General features: G+C 63.9%; 7 protein-coding genes. 5 read left to right on the forward strand and 2 right to left on the reverse strand.

The window, feature by feature from the left end; genetic code table 11:
• The first annotated feature begins 3 nt into the window (after positions 1-3).
• Entirely contained in the window at positions 4-864 is an 861-nt protein-coding gene (locus AC0L18_RS07730; protein WP_473491427.1) for a MurR/RpiR family transcriptional regulator, read from the forward strand.
• 89 nt (positions 865-953) lie between these two features.
• On the forward strand, positions 954-12,344 hold the full coding sequence (locus tag AC0L18_RS07735) for a LysM peptidoglycan-binding domain-containing protein (RefSeq protein ID WP_473491428.1): 11,391 nt from the start codon (positions 954-956) through the stop codon (positions 12,342-12,344).
• Here the strand turns inward: AC0L18_RS07735 and AC0L18_RS07740 are convergent.
• Complete coding sequence (locus tag AC0L18_RS07740) at positions 12,317-13,279, reverse strand: LysR family transcriptional regulator (protein WP_473491429.1); 963 nt, start codon at positions 13,277-13,279, stop codon at positions 12,317-12,319. The genes AC0L18_RS07735 and AC0L18_RS07740 overlap by 28 nt on opposite strands.
• A 39-nt stretch (positions 13,280-13,318) precedes the next feature.
• A complete protein-coding gene (locus AC0L18_RS07745; RefSeq protein ID WP_473491431.1) occupies positions 13,319-13,906 on the reverse strand; it encodes a L,D-transpeptidase in 588 nt (195 codons plus the stop codon).
• A 526-nt stretch (positions 13,907-14,432) separates the two neighbouring features.
• On the opposite strand from AC0L18_RS07745, the gene AC0L18_RS07750 reads away from it, so the two are divergent.
• The 3 genes from AC0L18_RS07750 to sctJ are packed head-to-tail and all read left to right on the forward strand — an operon-like array spanning position 14,433 to position 16,426.
• Positions 14,433-14,909, forward strand: a complete 477-nt coding sequence (locus tag AC0L18_RS07750; RefSeq protein WP_473491432.1) for a type III secretion protein — start codon at positions 14,433-14,435, stop codon at positions 14,907-14,909.
• Positions 14,910-14,929: 20 nt separating this feature from the next.
• Positions 14,930-15,577 (forward strand): hypothetical protein, encoded by a 648-nt coding sequence (locus AC0L18_RS07755; RefSeq protein ID WP_473491433.1) that lies wholly within the window; start codon positions 14,930-14,932, stop codon positions 15,575-15,577.
• A 15-nt stretch (positions 15,578-15,592) separates the two neighbouring features.
• Positions 15,593-16,426, forward strand: a complete 834-nt coding sequence (sctJ, locus tag AC0L18_RS07760; RefSeq protein WP_473491434.1) for a type III secretion system inner membrane ring lipoprotein SctJ — start codon at positions 15,593-15,595, stop codon at positions 16,424-16,426.
• The last annotated feature ends 28 nt before the right edge of the window (positions 16,427-16,454 follow it).

The raw sequence follows: 16,454 nt of genomic DNA on the forward strand, positions 1-16,454 counted from the left end.
CCTTTGGCGGAGCTGTTGGTCGAACGCTTCGAGAATATGCCGCCGCAACTGCGGGTCGCGGCGCGTTTCGTGCTGGATCATCCTAAGGATGTCGCACTGATGTCGATGCGCGAGCAGGCGCACCAGGCCGGCGTTTCGCACAGCACGATGATGCGGTTGGCGCGATGGCTTGGCCTTGAAGGCTACGAGGATATGCGCAGCCTTTATGCGCGCGCGCTGCGTGAGACGGGCGCCGGTGAGCCGGCGCGAAGGGGGGCCGACCAGGGTGGCGATGCGGGATATTCGACTGCAGGGGTTGTCGCCGACACGCTCGCTGCGCAGGTTTCAAGTCTGGGTGAGTACGGCAATGCCTCGCAATTCATTGCCGCCGCCGACCTCCTTGCACGGTCACGCAATCTGTTTGGTCTCGGCTCGCGCTCCGGTTATCCGGTCGCCAGCCACTTCGTTCACATCATGTCGTTTCTGGCTGGCGGCGACCGCAAGGTGACGCTTGTCGGCGAGATCGGCGCACATGGTCTGGATGCCTTGCAGGGCGGCGGACGCGGCGACGTGCTCCTTGCTGTAGGCATGTCGCCTTATGAACGCACGACGATCGACGTGGCGCGCCAGTCGGCCAGGCAGGGTGTCGGCGTGGTGGCAATCACCGATAGCAGCGTGTCGCCGCTGGCCCGGATCGCGCGTGAGACCATCATCGTTACGGCAAATTCGCAGTCGTTCTTTCGCAGCATGGCGCCGGCATTCGCCGCCGTCGAGCTACTGGCGGCACTGACGGCTGCGCAGTCTGAAGTGAATGCTGCAGAACGAGTAAGAAAGTCGGAAGAGCAACTCGCTGCTTTCGGCATTTATTGGAAGCCGCCCCGGTAAGCTTCCGGGCCTTCCACTGTCGGGCGCGGGGGCGTTGACGGCAGGCAGACTGCCTGAAGCAGGACTGGACCGGCTCCGGAGGTTGTTTGATGATCCGCCCGATTAACACCGTCAAGCCGCCGCCGCCGCCCAGGGTCGATCCAAAGGCCAATGCCGAGCAGACTACGCGGCTGCAGGCGGAAGCCACGAAATTGCAAAACGAAATCCGCCTCGCCAACAAGATGGGCGAGGTCGACGCGGCCGCGGGCGCCCGCCAGCGGCTGACGCAGGTCAATGCGGAGCTGACGACGGCGCAGCCGGCTGCTCCGGCGCCGCAGCCGACTCCCCCGGAGCTGCCTGCCGCGGTCACCGTGGCCACCGGCAATGGCGGCATCACAGCCGCGCCGGCGCTTTTCAGCGTGCAGGATCTCGGCGGCAACGTCGCTCCGCCGGAAGTCAAGGTGTTGGAAGTCAACGCGCCGGACGTCAAGGCGTCAGAAGTCAAGGCAAACGACATCCTCAAGGCGATCGACGGTGGCAAAAGCATCGACAACATCGCCGCCGAGCAGGGCCTGGCTCCCGAGGATGTGGTGGCGGCTCTGAATGCCGGCGGCATGACGGCGGTAGCGACCGAGCACGCCAACGGCGACACCCGCACGGTGGTGATCACCGCCGGAAACCGCACGATCACCGAAAACCAGGATTATCAACACGGCGGCTACTATACCCAGGAGACCGGCCCCGACATGCAGGCGACCTCATCGCCGATCCGTGACGATCTCGGCCGCAAGGAAACCACCAGTGTCGACGCACAGACCGGCGCGATCACGACGACGCTCGTCGATGATCTCGGCGACGGCGCGGTCACCGAACGCACGTCGAACCCGCAGACCGGCATCACCACCACCACCCACACGGCTGCCGACGGCACCGTCACGGTGGAGAAGGCCCTGCCGAACGGCGCAAAGGTTGAGACGGTAACGCCCAACAACAGCGTCGCCTTGCCGGTAACCACGGTCACGGGGCCGGATGGCGACGAAGTAATCCTGGCGCAGACCCAGACCGCCGACGGCTCGGGCGCGGCGTCGATCCAGGAGCAGCTTGCCGAGGGCATGAGCATCGAGGAGATCGCCGAGGCGAGCGATCTCACGCCCGAGCAGGTGATCGCCGAGCTGAACGCCGCCGGCCTCGAGGTGACGCAGGGCGGCGACCCGGGCGAAACCCTGCAGATCGTCGTCACGGATCCGGAGACCGGCAAGACGGTCACCTACAACAACGACTACCAACACGGTTCGACTTCGGCGACGACCATCGAGGGGAATACCGAGACGACCGATGCGGTCGACGGCAATGGCAGGACCAGCCACACCGAGCGCAACACCGAGACCGGCGAGCAGACCACCACCATCGTCGACCCTAAGAACAGAACCGAAACGACGATCGTCGTCGACAAGGACGGCCGGCGCACCGAGACCATTGTCGAGACGCTGGGGGATGGCGAGCCGATCGATTACGAGGTCCAACCCGGTGACAATCTGAGCGACATCGCCGAGGCGCATGGTGTGACGCTGGAGGATCTCGCCGAAAGCAATCCGGAGCTGTTCACCTCTCCGCGCGATCCCGACCTTATTCATCCCGGGGAAACCGTGGTGATCGAGGGCGGTACCAACACCACCGTCGAGGTGACGTTCAACGGCTATACAATGACCACGTCGCCGGACGGCAAGATCACGCTGACCAACGCAACGACCGGCGCCGTCACCGATATCGCGGCCGGCACCGCGCAACAGGCGCTCGCCGAGCTGCTGCTGGACATCAACCCGAACAGCAGTGACCCGCAACAGGCCAAGGAAGACCAGATACTCAAGACGATGCTGGACGGCATATTCGGCGGAGCGACGCCAGAGCTGACCACGGAGGCGCTTGAAAAGCAGCAGGCCGTGGTCGCTGCAATGGAATTGTATGGTCCGGGACAAGACGCAACCGGCGCGACTCTCGACGGTGGCCCCACGTCGGTTGGTGCCTACGGCAACCCACCGTCACCCACGGCTCCTTCGGGCGGGAAGTGGGTGCCATTGCTGGTCGACGGGAGCTGGAAATGGTTCGACCCGGAGGTGGCCAAGGCGATCGCAGCCGAGAACGTGGCGATTGCGAACTTCGGTGAGGCAGAAGCAAAGGCTGCGCAGAGCGCGGCACAGCTCGAGGTCTATGCGCTGGACCCTGAATTCAAGAACGCCATGGACGGTGCCGAGTCAACGCTCGACGCGGCGTTGGCGCCTTATGGACTGGATTGGAAGCCGCCCGAGCCGAAGGGCACGCTGGCAGATGCGCAAAGCCGGTTGACCCTCGCCAACAACGCCCTTGAAAGCGCCAGCACCGCCCGGGTCGAATACGAGCAGGGCCAGAAGTCACTTCTCGAAGCGATCGACAAACAGGTAGACCTGCCGACGCTCAGCGATCCCAACCAGACGGCTGTCAGCAACCCGGATGGCCCCAGTGCCGAGGAAACCAACCAACATGGAAAGGCCGCGCACGCGGAGGTCGCCGAGCTCTTTACAAACGTTTCGCTACACACCGCAAACGGCAACAAGGCCACGATCGATCAAATGATCAGCTCGACCGAGCTGGAGCTGAAGCTTACCGATGCCAAGCCTGGAAGCCCAGAATACACGGCCATCGAAGAGCGGCTTGAAGGTCTGCAAACGCTCCAGGGGGCAGCGGCCCATCAGGTGACCCTGGCCGAGGCATATCAGGAGTATGGGGTTGCACAGGCAGAGGCGGCGGATCTTGCCGTAACCATGGAGCCTCTCAAGCAGCAACTGCTTGCGCAGGCGCAGGAAAGAAACCCGCACCATTTCGATTGGGAAGGCTATACCAATGGACATGGTGACTTTACCGGCAAGATAAAATCGCAGCACATCATTGAGGAGAACGGTCAGCTCTATGTCGTTACCGAATATGAGAACGCCACTTTCACCGACGAGAACGGTGATGACACCAACATACATAAATCTGCCCTGACATATGACCTCAACGACGAGGGTATCAGGGAAGATTTCCGCAACGATCCGCTCAACAAGCAGTGGCAGGAGATGCTGGCCTCGACGCAGGACCTATCGGCGCCGGTATGCACAGCCAATGCAAACGGATCGCAATCGGCGCTGGACGCTGCCAGGTCGAAGATTGTCGGCGTGCAGGTCGACCAGCTTGATGCCGGGCTGAGAGATGCGAAGACGGCGCTCGCCGATGCGACGACGGCACGCGACCAGGCGATCACCGACTACGGGCCGGGAACCGTAGAGGCGCCCGCCGGCACGCTCAAGCCGGGCGAGACGGCGGTGAAGATCACGGTGAACGGCCGCGACCTGTGGGTCGCGCCGGAGGTTGCCGCGGCCTATGAAGAGCAGGGGCCGGGCGCGATCGGCGACAGCGGCAAGTGGGTCCAGATCGAGATGGACGGCCAGAAGCTGTGGGTGCACCCCGAACTTGCGGCCGCGGAAATCGATCGAGGCCAAGCGGAGACTGAAAAGAACCAATTGGAGGACTGGGAAGAAAACGTGCGGCCGGCGATGGTGGCGGGGCGCGACTGGTACGCTTTTTCCGCAAGCCACCCCAAACTTCTCGAATACGGTTCCGCCGATCATGAGGCGAAAGTCAAGTACGAGTATTTTGAAGAACACAAGGACCAGGCGCTGGCTGGATATCAGGTCCAGTTGGAGAACCTCTACGAGGCCGGCTTCACCGGCGAATACGAGACATATACGCCGGACCAACTCAGCACTGCCGTTGGTCAGACCCTCGGGCCCGGGGCGTCGAGTGAAGACGTCCAAAAAGTCGCCGAAGAAATCACCGACCGCGGCGGCGACGACGCCGAGGTCAAGATCGTACCGATCTTCTCCCTCGACGGCGGGAAGGAATCGACGACGGCTTTGTTCGCGATCAAGAGCGGCGGCGACGAAATCGGCTATGTCGACAGCTCGGGCAAATATTACAGCAGCTTCGACGAATTCCAGCACGAGAATCGCCTGTTCAGCGACAAAGGCAACCTGGTCATGGCCAAGGGCGGCGACATGTCGCTCGGCAAGGATGGCTTTTCGCTCGACGAACTCGAAGTGGCCGACGCACGCAAAGTGGATTTCTGGGACAAGGCCAGCGACATAGGCTTAGGCCTTCTGGCGGGCGCCGCAACCATCGTCTCGTTCGTGCCGGGCGGCCAATGGGCCATTCCCATCGCCGTCGGCGCCGGTTCAATCCTTGGCGGCAAGGCTCTGATCAAAGAGGGTGATCACCTCCTGCAGGGCGGCGACTTCGACAGCCAGTCGGCCTGGAATGTCGCGACCGGCGTAACCGCATTCCTGCCCGTGGGCGCCGGCGCCCTGCGCACGTACGGCCTGGCAAAGACCGGCCTGTCAGGGCGCCAGGCTTTCGCGGGCGGCTTCGGGATGACCCACATGGAGGCCAACTGGGGCATCGGCAGATTCCAGGTGAAGGTAGAGAAGGCCTCTTACGCCGATGACGTCTCGGCGTTCATGCAAAGCGGCAACAAGCTGACCAACGCTGCGTGGGGCCTCGATGCCGGCGCCGTGGTTACCGGTGTTCCGCTGCTCGGCAAATCGGTGGAAGATCTGGCGGCGCATGGCGGCGAGATGTCCCTGCTCGAGCTCGCCAACGCAATCGTGGGCATAGGTGTCGGCACTGTCGGCACGGGGCTGGGCGGCCGTTCGCTGTTGTCCAACATGCCTGGAACGGGCGGTACTCGGAGCGGAACTTTTCCGGATTCGGGGCCGCAACCGCGGGCCGTCTACGAGATGGGCGCTGACGGTGTCTACAGGCCGACCGGCGAGCAGGTCATGCCGGACCCGGATGAGATCATCATCGACGGCGATGTGGCCGGCGAAACATCCGACCAGCAGAGAGCCGGTTTCAGCGCCCGGGACGGTTTTGACAACGCGGGTGCGGCTAACCGGCCAACCGGTCCACGGGCGCTGCCGGCGGGCGTGTCCGATGGTCCGAATCCACCGCCACCCACGGGCGGCAAGGGTGATCCATCAGGCGACGGACAATCGTCGAGGCCGATGGTCGTGCATGAGCAAGGCACTGACGGCGTCTATCGTGCTACTGATGAGCTGGTCTTCCATGATCCCAGCCACCCCGTTATCGAGGGGAGGGTTGTCAGCGCCCACGACGAGGGGCCGAGCGCCCCGGCCGACAGCGGTTCGCGGCTCATCTGGGACCCGGCGACCAAGACGTTCACCGGCACGCTGGACCCGTCCGGAGCGAAGCCGTCGGAAGGTGGCGCCGAAGGCACCCGCCCGTTGATGCGCTACACTGTTGGCAACCGCCATACCGGCGAGATGCTCGTCGATTTCAACCTGCCGGAAGGGCAGCGTGTTGTCGCCATACCCGAACCCAAGGCGATCACGGCCGCGCCGGAGTCGGTGCCGGCTGCTGTCGAGCTCGACCCTTCCTTGCCGGTGCTTTATCTCGGCGCCGATGGCCGCTGGACAGCCGATCCGAACGCCCGCACCGAGCGACCGGCCGTGACGGACACCGATCACCCCAGCCCGGTTCGCCCCGACGGCACGCCGGTCATCAACAATCGCTCGTCAAACCCCTACAGCTTCGGCCAGACGATCGCTGCAGTCAAAGCCGGCCTGCGGCGCATCGGCACGCGTTACGCGAATACCGAACCCCGCTATGACTATCCGAAGCTCGGCGAACTGGTCGACAGCATCTATCACCGGCCGGTTGCGCAGGACGGCGTCACCGCCGGACAGGACATCTATGTCGAGGCCGACGGCAAATACCGGCCGGCCAAGGTCGTCGTCGCCGGCCCGCAGGCGAGCATGACCCGCGACATCGTCCCCGAAATCGTCCCATTGGGCGAGCATGCCACGGAGGCCGGCTATTTGGGTTCCGGCAAGACCGTCGAGCGCGCCAAGCGCGGTTCGATAACCACGCCGAACGGCCAGCTCAGGGTCAACACCCCGGCACGGGAAGTCCATACGTTCAAACCTGCCGACAATCCGGAAGTCAGCCGTCGCTCGGCGCTCGGCGAAACCCTGGCCACGACCTTGCCGGCGCTTCCCGACGATGCGGCGACGCCCGCGCCGACATGGACGCCCGAGCAGCTGGAGCTCGTCGGCGACTACCTCAATTCCCTCGAACGTTCCAGCGATCCTGTCGTCCGCGATGCGGTGACCATGACCAGGGTGCAGCTCGGCGGCAGGAGCCTGCCTCAGTCCGGCACGGAGATGACGCCGGCTCAGCATCATGCGCTTGGCGAAATGCTCAACGCCGACCGCAACAGCCTGTTCACCGGCTCCAAGCCGGCCGGCCAGCTTTCGAAGAACGGCCTGACGACCCTCCAGGTGTTCAGCGCGCAGGGCAAGCTGCCGCATCTGTCGCCGGGAGAAGTGATCGACCAACTCGGCCTGTCGTCCGACGCCAGGCTGCCCGGCGGCGAGCAGTTCCTTACCGCCGGGGCGCTGCCGGGAGAAGCCGGCTGGACTGATGCCGGCCGTGGCATCGTCGGCGATTACCTCAAGGCGGCGTCACGCTCCACCGATCCGAACCTTGCCGCCGCGGCAAATGCCGCCTCGCCGTTTTTCAAGGGGCGCGCCACCAAGCCCGGCAAGGCGGTGACCGCCGCGCAGCAGGATGCGCTCATGCAGGTCCTGCAGGCCGACAGTGGCAGCACGTGGGTCTACGGTCCGAAGCTTCAGCCGGGCTCTTCGTTCAAACCCGCCGGCGACCTTTCGCCGGAGGGCCGCTATAATGAGAAGGTTCTGTCCGGCCACGACACCTGGACGCCATATCTTTGGCGAGAGATGCGCGGTTACGCCGCCAACCAGCAGAAATCCGCGGACCCTGCTGTCCGGTCGCTCGCACACGCGCTGGAGAACGCGCTGCCCCCAAGCAAGCCCAAGGCCGGGACCGAGATCAACAGCGAGGTGCCCGTCGTGCTGGAACGGTTGCTGGATGCCGACAAGGCGAGTTCTTGGCGCGCCCCGACATTCTTCACCGATGCACAGGGGGTCTGGCGGTCCGACCGCGCCACTGTTTCCTGGTTCCTGCAGGAACACGAAGCCAATGTCGTGGGTGGCCCCTTACTGAACGACGCGGCGACCAACGGCGCCTTGCTGGCTGCCGGGGCGATCCTCGGCCCCGACGGCCGCACGATCACTCTCGGCGGATCGATACTCGGCATCGGCCTCAAAGTGCCGCTGCCCAGCCGGCAGGTCTATGGCGAGCTCAGCCTGAAGAACAATGGCCCGGACGGCACCGGTTTCCTGCTCCCGGTCCACCCCAACGACGCGAACGGCCAGAAACTTTTCGTCAATGGATACCGGCCGAATTTCGCTTATGACGAGGCGGCGGCTCCCTCCGCCCAGTGGGTCGCATCGGCGCCGATGCTGTCGAAGAACACGTTCCAGAGCGAAAAAGCCACTGGCGTTTCACTGTCCATCGCTGGCTTCTCTGTGAGTGGGACCTACGTCAATCGCACGCTGCGCTATCTCGGCGGCGAAGGCGGCCGGCCGGGATATACGCACCGGGAGCCTGGCCCGCTCAGCCAACGAGCAGCCTCTTTCTGGGAGGAGGCGGCGAGAGGTGGCGCCAGCCACTATAGCTCCGGAGGCAAGGTGCCTGGTTTCGAGGATCGTCTCCTCTTCCGCAACTACAACGTCATTGCGCCCTTGGGAGGCGGCAAGGAACCCTGGCGCGGCAGCCCCGCCTTCGAGGGCGTTCCGCGCGAGACGGGCGCCGGGCCGCTCAACCGCCTGGACCGCACGGACCACGGCGCCGGTCTCGCCGTGAACTATGGGCCATTGCCGCTAACGACGGTGGAACTCGGCTCGGTGAGGAAGGATGTCGTCCCGCATGCCCGCACCGCCCGCGCGCATCCCGGATCCTCCGAAGGCGCGCAAAAGGTCTTCTCCGCGCTGGACACTTCGGGGGGGCGACTGACGCCGGACGTTCTGCAGCATCTCGACGCCTATCTCGCCGAGGTTGCGGCATCGCCGCACGGCGATTTGAGGTTCGCTGGTCAGCGCGTGCTGGATGTGTTCCCGGAACTGGGCGCGGCGCCATATCCGGACCAACTCGCCGGCGGACGGCCAGACGGCATGAGCCGGCCAGCATGGAAAGCGTTGCGGCAACAGCTGGACCAGCAGGCCCGCAGCGAACTGACGCCCACGCAGGCGCATTACCTCAACCGGCTGCTCGAACAGGATGTGCTGCACAATTCGCCGCCGACCCCGCCGGCACTGGGCTCGGGACGGCCGGATGGAACCCCGCCGCCACTGGGCCTAGGGCCGTCGGATGACACCCCTCCGGCACTGGGCCTGGGGTCGTCGGAAAAAACGGTTCGGATCGTGGACGAGAATGGCGAAACGGCCACCGTGAGGTATCTCGGGACGCCGCCCAAGAGCGCGGAGAACGTATACGTGCCGCCTGCGGATGGTCCGCAACTCCGCGGCGACGACCCGACCTTGGCTCACAAGTCGCATATTCTGCATCGCGATCCGGAAACCGGGGAGCCGGTGGTGCTGCCCTGGATACGTGGGGCTTCCGATGACCATGTGCCGGGGAGCCTTCCCGAGGAAGGCAATCTGCCCGTCGACGGCGCCGGCGACCCCGCAAGACCCTTGCGCGGCAATGTCGGCCCCTATGTTTTCCGCGCCGATACACGCGCGCCGAGCGAGATCAGGGACGCCGGCGGCTTCTCGCCGCCGCCGCCGACCGGAATCTGGGTGGACAATCCGCAAGGCATCGTCCTGAGCAACTATGTGCTGGGCAATACCCATGGCCGTTTCGTTGGCACCAGCCAGTCGATCTCGGGCGCCAAGGCTTTCGTTTCGGAAGAGTCACGGGCCGCGCGGCAGCAGGGCCATACCTATCTCTACACGCTCAATCCGAGTAGACCGCGCTTCCACGTCCCGACCGAGTTCGAGGCGATGGGCCGGCCGGTCAGCGACAGCATGGCCCGCGTCGACGAGACTGCAATCGACGGCAGCATACCATGGAACGAGGTCCATGGCTGGCGGATGATGGATCCGGACGGCAATTTCGTCGGTGAGTTCACGCGCAATGAGGATGCCGTCGCGCCTGGCGGATCGACACAAAAACGCCCGCAGGTGATCTTGCGGCCGGCCGACGAGTTCTGGGATGCGCCAGAACAGGCCGAAGCGCCGCCGCCGCCAGTGGCCGCGGTGGTCGGCCACGAAGCCCCGGCCGTGGCCGGCGAAACGCCGCCGACAGAGAATAGTGCTGCCGAAACGCCGACAGCCGCGACATGGCCGCCGGCGCCTGACCGGGGCAGGGCGGTTTTTGACCCCGTCAGCGGAAACATCATTAGCCTTGAGCTTCCGGCGAGTTTCGCCGCGGAGCCGGGATTTGCCGAACCTGTGCGGGCACCGACCGGGCCGGAGGTCAGAGCGCTTGCGGCCGATAAGATTGCCGGGCTGACCGGTCCGCAATTGCACGCCATCAAGCCGGAGAACATCGCCAAGCTGGCGCCTGAGCAGGTGGCTGCGCTGAGCCCCGAGCAGATCCGGCAGTTGACGTTCGATCAGCTTGCCGCGCTTCCACCGAAGCAGTTGCGGGCGCTGGGTGGCGAACAGCTCCAGGCGATCAGGCCAAGCAAATTGCAGGCTGTTGCCTCTGGCCGGATCACCGGCTTGCGGCCGGATCAGGTCGCGGCCTTCTCGCAAGAGCAACTCGCCGGATTGACCATCGAGCAGGTGCGCAAGCTGACGCCCGACCAGATCGCCAAGCTCAGTGACGAGCAGCGCAACGCCCTTACGCCGGAACAGGTCACCGCCATGCGGCCTGCCCAATTCAGCCATCTCAATGCCACCCAGTTTGCGGCGCTGGACCCAGCTCTCGTCGCGGCACGCAATCCTGCGACAATGGCAAAGCTGTCTCCACGCCACGTCTCGGCACTGACGCGGGAGCAGCTTGACGCTCTGACCATTCATCAGATCGAGGCGCTGACGAAACAGCAGATAGCGGCGCTGACGCCGAAGCAGCTTGGCGAGTTGAGCCCCGGCCAGTTGCGCAAGTTCACGCCCAGGCAGTTTACCTGGATGTCGACGGAGCAAACGAACGCGCTTTCGGTGCTGCAGATGACCACTTATCGGGCGACCCACAAGAAGATCATGACGCCGGATCAAACTGCGGCCGTCGATCAGGCACTGACCCTCGCCCGCATCAAGGAGAACGTGCAGTTGGTCGCGACCTTTGGTCCAATGGCCGGCTCCTCCTACACGGTATGGCAGATACTGCCACCGCATTGGGCCGCGACGGCTGCGGGCGTTGCGTTCGGCGTGCGCGGCATCGTCTTCAGCGCGCAATCGGTCTTTCCGAACGCCACGGCAAATCACAAGCCGCTGGGACGCGCCCTCAATGCCGCGAGCGGGGCGTCGTTCATCTTCTCGTCTCCAGGCTCGGCCGCCGGGCTGCTGCGCGGCGACAATGTCTGGTTGAACGGCTCCTTCTCGCTGGGCAATGTGATCTACGGCACGAAATCCGCGCTGCAGTCGATCGCCGGACGGCCGGTGTTGCGGAACGTGGCCGAGCATCTGGCCGGTCCTGGTTATGTCTTCGGCTCCCTTCTCTACACGGCACAGAACCTGCACTCGCCGCTGGCCGCGACGGCGGGCGCCTTGTTCACCGTCGGCAGCGCCGAGTTCTGGGTGTCCGCCGCGCGCACCGATCTGCTCAACCGCCGGGCCGTGCCGAGGACGCCAGAGCAGATCGACGCCCGGGCAAAGTCCGACGCGCGCTGGGGGATCGCCGATCGCATCGCGCTTGGCGTGACCTTCGGCGTCGGCATGCTGCTGTTTGCCTGGGATACGCTGGACGACCAGCCATGGAACACCGGCAAGACGCCGCCGACCGACCCGACCGCGCCGGGCGACGCACCTTCCGGCGTCGATGGCGCGCTATCGGACAAACAGACCGCGCCGGGTAACGATCCTTCCGGTGTCGAGGGCGCGCCGCCGGACGAACAAACCGAGCAGCTTGATCCCGGGACGCAAACCCCGCCTCAGGACTTCCCACAACTCGCCGTGCTGGCCGATGACGGCCTGAATTTGCGGACCCAGCCTGACGGGGATTCGACCGTGGTGACGGTTCTGCAACCTGGCAGCGTCGTCGAGCAGACCGCGAAGCCTTCGACCGATCAGTCAGGCGAGGCCTGGATACCGGTCGAAGGTTTCGGGCCGGACGGCGAAATGCATAGCGGCTGGGTTTCCGGCGACCATGTCGAGGCGCATCCCGACGGCAGCAGCAATGCTGCGGGCCGCACCAATCCAACGCTGGAGCAAGACGGCTACCAGTGGGTCGAGGTCAAGAGCGGCGACAGCATTCGCCTGATCGCCAGGACCCATTCCGCTGACGTGGCCGAGACGGTGGTGCTCAACATGGACCATATAATGAGCCCGGATGTGATCTTCTCGGGCGACCGCATCTACCTGCCGGCCACCTTGGGCGGCTGAGAAACCGCGGGCCTGAGCTTGTCGGTTCTCGCAGCATAGGCATGCGCAACGCAGCCGGCCAGCTTAGCCGCCCGCTCCGCTATCGGATTGGAGGGTTCGGAAGAGTAGGAGGCGGTAAACTGCAGGTCGGACGGGTGCCATTCGCAATCGACGATGCGCAGTTTTCCGCTTGCGAGATAGTCGTGGACGACTCCCTCGGGCAGCGAGGCTATGCCGATCCCGTTGAGTGTCATCGTGATGGAAGCGGCCAGCGAATTGGCCGGAAAGATGCGCGGCGTCTCTTCGAATTCGCCGGTGAGCTTGCGGTAGAGTTCGCTGTAGGGTCGCGTGGTGCGGGCGTAGCTGATGATCGGAAACTGCATCAGGTCGTTCAGCGTCACCTTGCGCCGGTTGGGCAATTCCAATTGCGGCGAGCAGACCCAGACAAGCGGGAAGGACGGCATCTCGATATTCTCGATGCTGTACTCCAGGACAGGGCCCATCAGCACCGCAAGATCGAGCCGGTGTGACATGAGTTCGTTGCGAAGGGTCGTCGTCGCATCGACGACGATGTCGGTATCGACAAGCGGAAAGTTTGCCTTCAGTGCCGTGAGGAAATCCGGCAGCCAGGTGTGCACGATCGTTTCGGCGACCCCAAGCCTCAGCACCCTGGTCGTCTCTGAAGTCTCTGACAGTGAACTGGCCATCAGTTGCAGCCGCTCGGCGACGCGCAGAACCCGTTGGGCAGGCGGCAGCAGCCGTTGTCCCTCGGCGGTCAGCCTGACCGTGCTGCTCTGCCGCTCGAACAGCTTGGCGCCAAGCGCTTCCTCCAGCCCGGCAATTCGGGTGGACACCGCCGGCTGTGTGGTATTCAGGCGTTCAGCCGCCCTGCGAAAGCTTCCGAAGGTCGCCACCAGGAGAAAGGTTTCGAGCTGCTTGATGTTGAAAGGTATCACGACTTGGAATCACTCATTTGCGGCTTTCGGGAACGGCCATCAATGCCGCACAATGATCTGGCTGCCGATCTTCACGCGGTCATAAAGATCGATGACGTCATCATTGGTCATGCGAATGCAACCGGAGGAGTTGGCCTGTCCGACGGTCCATGGCTGGTTGGTGCCGTGGACGCGATAAAGCGTGTTGCCGATATACAATGCGCGCGCGCCCAACGGATTGTTCGGTCCTCCCTCGACATGGGCAGGCAGGAAGCGGCCATTTGACGCTTCCCTGGATCGCATTTCGGCCGGCGGCCGCCAATCCGGCCAGGTCTTCTTGCTCGAAATCGTGTCGCGGCCGGACCACTCCAAACCCTCCTTTCCAACCCCCACCGCGTATCGCAACGCCCTGCCGTTGCCCAAAATGTAATAAAGCCGCCGCTCCGTGGTGCTGATGACGATCGATCCTTTCGGTTGAGCCTCGCTGAAATGCACGATCTCCCTCGGGATTGCCGACCAATCGCGCCGGGTTTCTGCATCGGAAGGCTGGTCGGGAGCGGAAGGGGAGACCAGCACATTTCTTGCCGGATCGTAAGTCCAGCTGCGTGGGTCATAACCGCTATTCGATTGGGCCTGCGCCGGCGCCATCGCGGCAATCGATAGGACAGCGATCAGAAATGCACGCAATCTCTGGTTAAGGCGCCGGGTGACCCGGACTTTGCGTCCCGCAACCTTGACGGGAACAGGCAAGTTCGCAAGCAGAATCATGATTGCCGCCAAGACCGATCTCTCTTCTGCATCCAGGCGTCCAGCTGACGATCACCTGATTCCAGCGCGTACCATATCGCTTTGCAGGCGGTTCGCAACATTTGGCACCAAATGCTCCTCCGCAATCCAATTGGACTTCCAATTCTGCAATGTGCACGATAGAGTGAATCGCGGGTAAACCATGAAACCAGCGACGCGAGCATCGCTCGTGCGTCCCTTTGCGATAGGACCAATTTTGACGGGACGCGACACCTGCCATGCGGATCGGTTCTCGGGAGCCAGGGCTGCTTTTGTCGCTTGCGGTCTTGCGATGATCCTGGCGTTCAGCCTTGCCTCGTCGCAGGCCAACGCCGCCGAACCGCGCTGGCCTGCCGGCCCGTACAAATACATCACCGTCGATCAGTCGGTGGCCGATGCGCTGGTCGAGCTGGGCCGCAACATGCGGGTGCCCATGCGTGTCAGCAAACTCGTAAAGGGACGTTTAAGCGCCGGCATGCCGATTGGAACGGCCCGCGAGTTCCTGCAGGAGATCTGCGATCGATACGGCTTGGTCTGGCATTTCGACGGCATCGTCATGAACGTCGCGACCGAAGCTGAGGTCCGGACGGAAATGATCGCGCTTGATGCCAACACGGCTGCCGGTGCGGAAGATCGGCTTTCGCGGCTGGGGGTCATCGACCCGAAGTTTCCGATCAAGGTGTCCAGGCGGGACGATGTTGTCTCGGTATCGGGGCCGCCGTCCTATGTCGAACTTGTCAGGAAAACACTGGGAGTTCCTGCGGCGCCGAGCGCGAAGCAGGATGTTGGCAAAGTTGTTCCGGTCCGCGTTTTCCGCGGCAGGCAGGCGGAGGCGCAGAATGTTCCCTCCGGCAAACCGAACTAAGCAAGCAGGAGGGCAGGTTCATGCAAATCGCGCCGATTGGAGCCCTGGAAGCCACACTGGCAAACTTGACCACCAGCATGGCTTCGCAGCAGCAGATCACCGCCGGCACGACAGCGCAGCCGGGTAACCGGATGGTGGGTGCCAATCAGGAAAAACATGATGCCGCGAAGGTCAGTATGCCTGAACGCGGTGATGTCGCCGCGCGGGCAGGCCAGCAGGTGGCGCAGTCGTCTTCGGGAGCCAATCCGGCGATGGCCGGACAATCGTCCAAACTGGAAAAGACCGAGCCGGTCGCCGAACACAAGTTGTTCGACTACCTGGCCGAGGTGGAGAAGGCAGGGGGCGGGGCGCTCACAGATCCGTCTGCATTGTTCGGTTCTGCGGTTCAGTCGCTGGAAGGGACCATGCAGCAGGTCCAGAAGGCCCTTGGCCAGGCAAACGCCCCTGTGAGTGCTGAAACGGCCGCCATGCAGGATGGCGCCGGCAAGACCGCCCCGTCAGGCAAGGCCCCGTCAGGCAAGGAAGACGAAAACGCCACCGCAAAAAATGCCGAGCAACTGCTCGAACGATCCATTTCGGTGATGTGGGCAGCCGCCAATCTCGAAGTGGTCACGAGCAGCGTAACGGCCGTTACGTCGTCCACCAGCACGCTGATCAAGCAACAGTAAGCCTACGGAGTGTTCGTGCACACGATAACCTTGCCGCGGCGGTCGACACTATTGAATCGATGCGGCGTCCGGTGCCGCGTCGCGCTCGTCGTGGTGAGCATGCTTGTGCTCCAGGCGTGCTCGGTTGAGCTGTATTCCGACCTCAACCAGCGGCAGGCCAACGAGATCGTGGCCACGCTGATGCGTCATGGCATCCCGGCCCAGCGCGAGGCGGCCAAGGACGGCAAAATGACGGTCTCCGTACAGAAGGACCGTTTCGCCGAAGCCATGGCGATTCTCGACGAAAGCGGGTTGCCCAAACAGGAATTCCAGACGCTCGGCGACGTGTTCAAGCGCGACGGGCTGGTATCCTCGCCGGTCGAAGAGCGTGCGACGATGATTTATGGCCTGAGCCAGGAACTGTCGCAGACGATTTCGGACATCGACGGCGTGCTTTCCGCGCGCGTTCATCTCGTCCTGCCCGAAAACGATCCGCTGAGACAGCGGCTGGTCCCATCGTCCGCCTCCGTTTTCATCCGGCATCGCGCATCCGTTCCGATGAATGAGCTGATCCCCCAGGTCAAGATGCTGGTGGCCAAAGGCATCGCCGGGCTGACTTATGACAATGTATCCGTCACGCTCATTCCGGTGACCGCGGCAGTTCCCGAGCACGCAGCCGGCGAGCCAGGTTTCACGACGTTCCTCGGCCTCTGGCTGCATCCCGACAGCGTCGCCGCCGCGATGTGGCTGTTTTACGGCATGATGGCGGCTATAGCGGCGCTGGCTGCCCGCCTGGCTTACGTCCAGTGGTATCGACGACCCGGTGTTTACACGCTCGACGCTTCGGCCATGCCGGTGAAGAAGACATGACTCAGACCGGCTCGAAGCGAACTGCCAG

The sequence above is a fragment of the Mesorhizobium sp. WSM4819 genome, from assembly GCF_055811215.1.

What these genes read in the sequence shown, in the direction of transcription:
- AC0L18_RS07735 (WP_473491428.1), top strand. Translation starts at nt 954, where the DNA reads ATGATCCGCCCGATTAACACCGTCAAGCCGCCGCCGCCGCCCAGGGTC.
- AC0L18_RS07745 (WP_473491431.1), bottom strand. Translation starts at nt 13,906, where the DNA reads ATGGCGCCGGCGCAGGCCCAATCGAATAGCGGTTATGACCCACGCAGC.
- AC0L18_RS07755 (WP_473491433.1), top strand. Translation starts at nt 14,930, where the DNA reads ATGCAAATCGCGCCGATTGGAGCCCTGGAAGCCACACTGGCAAACTTG.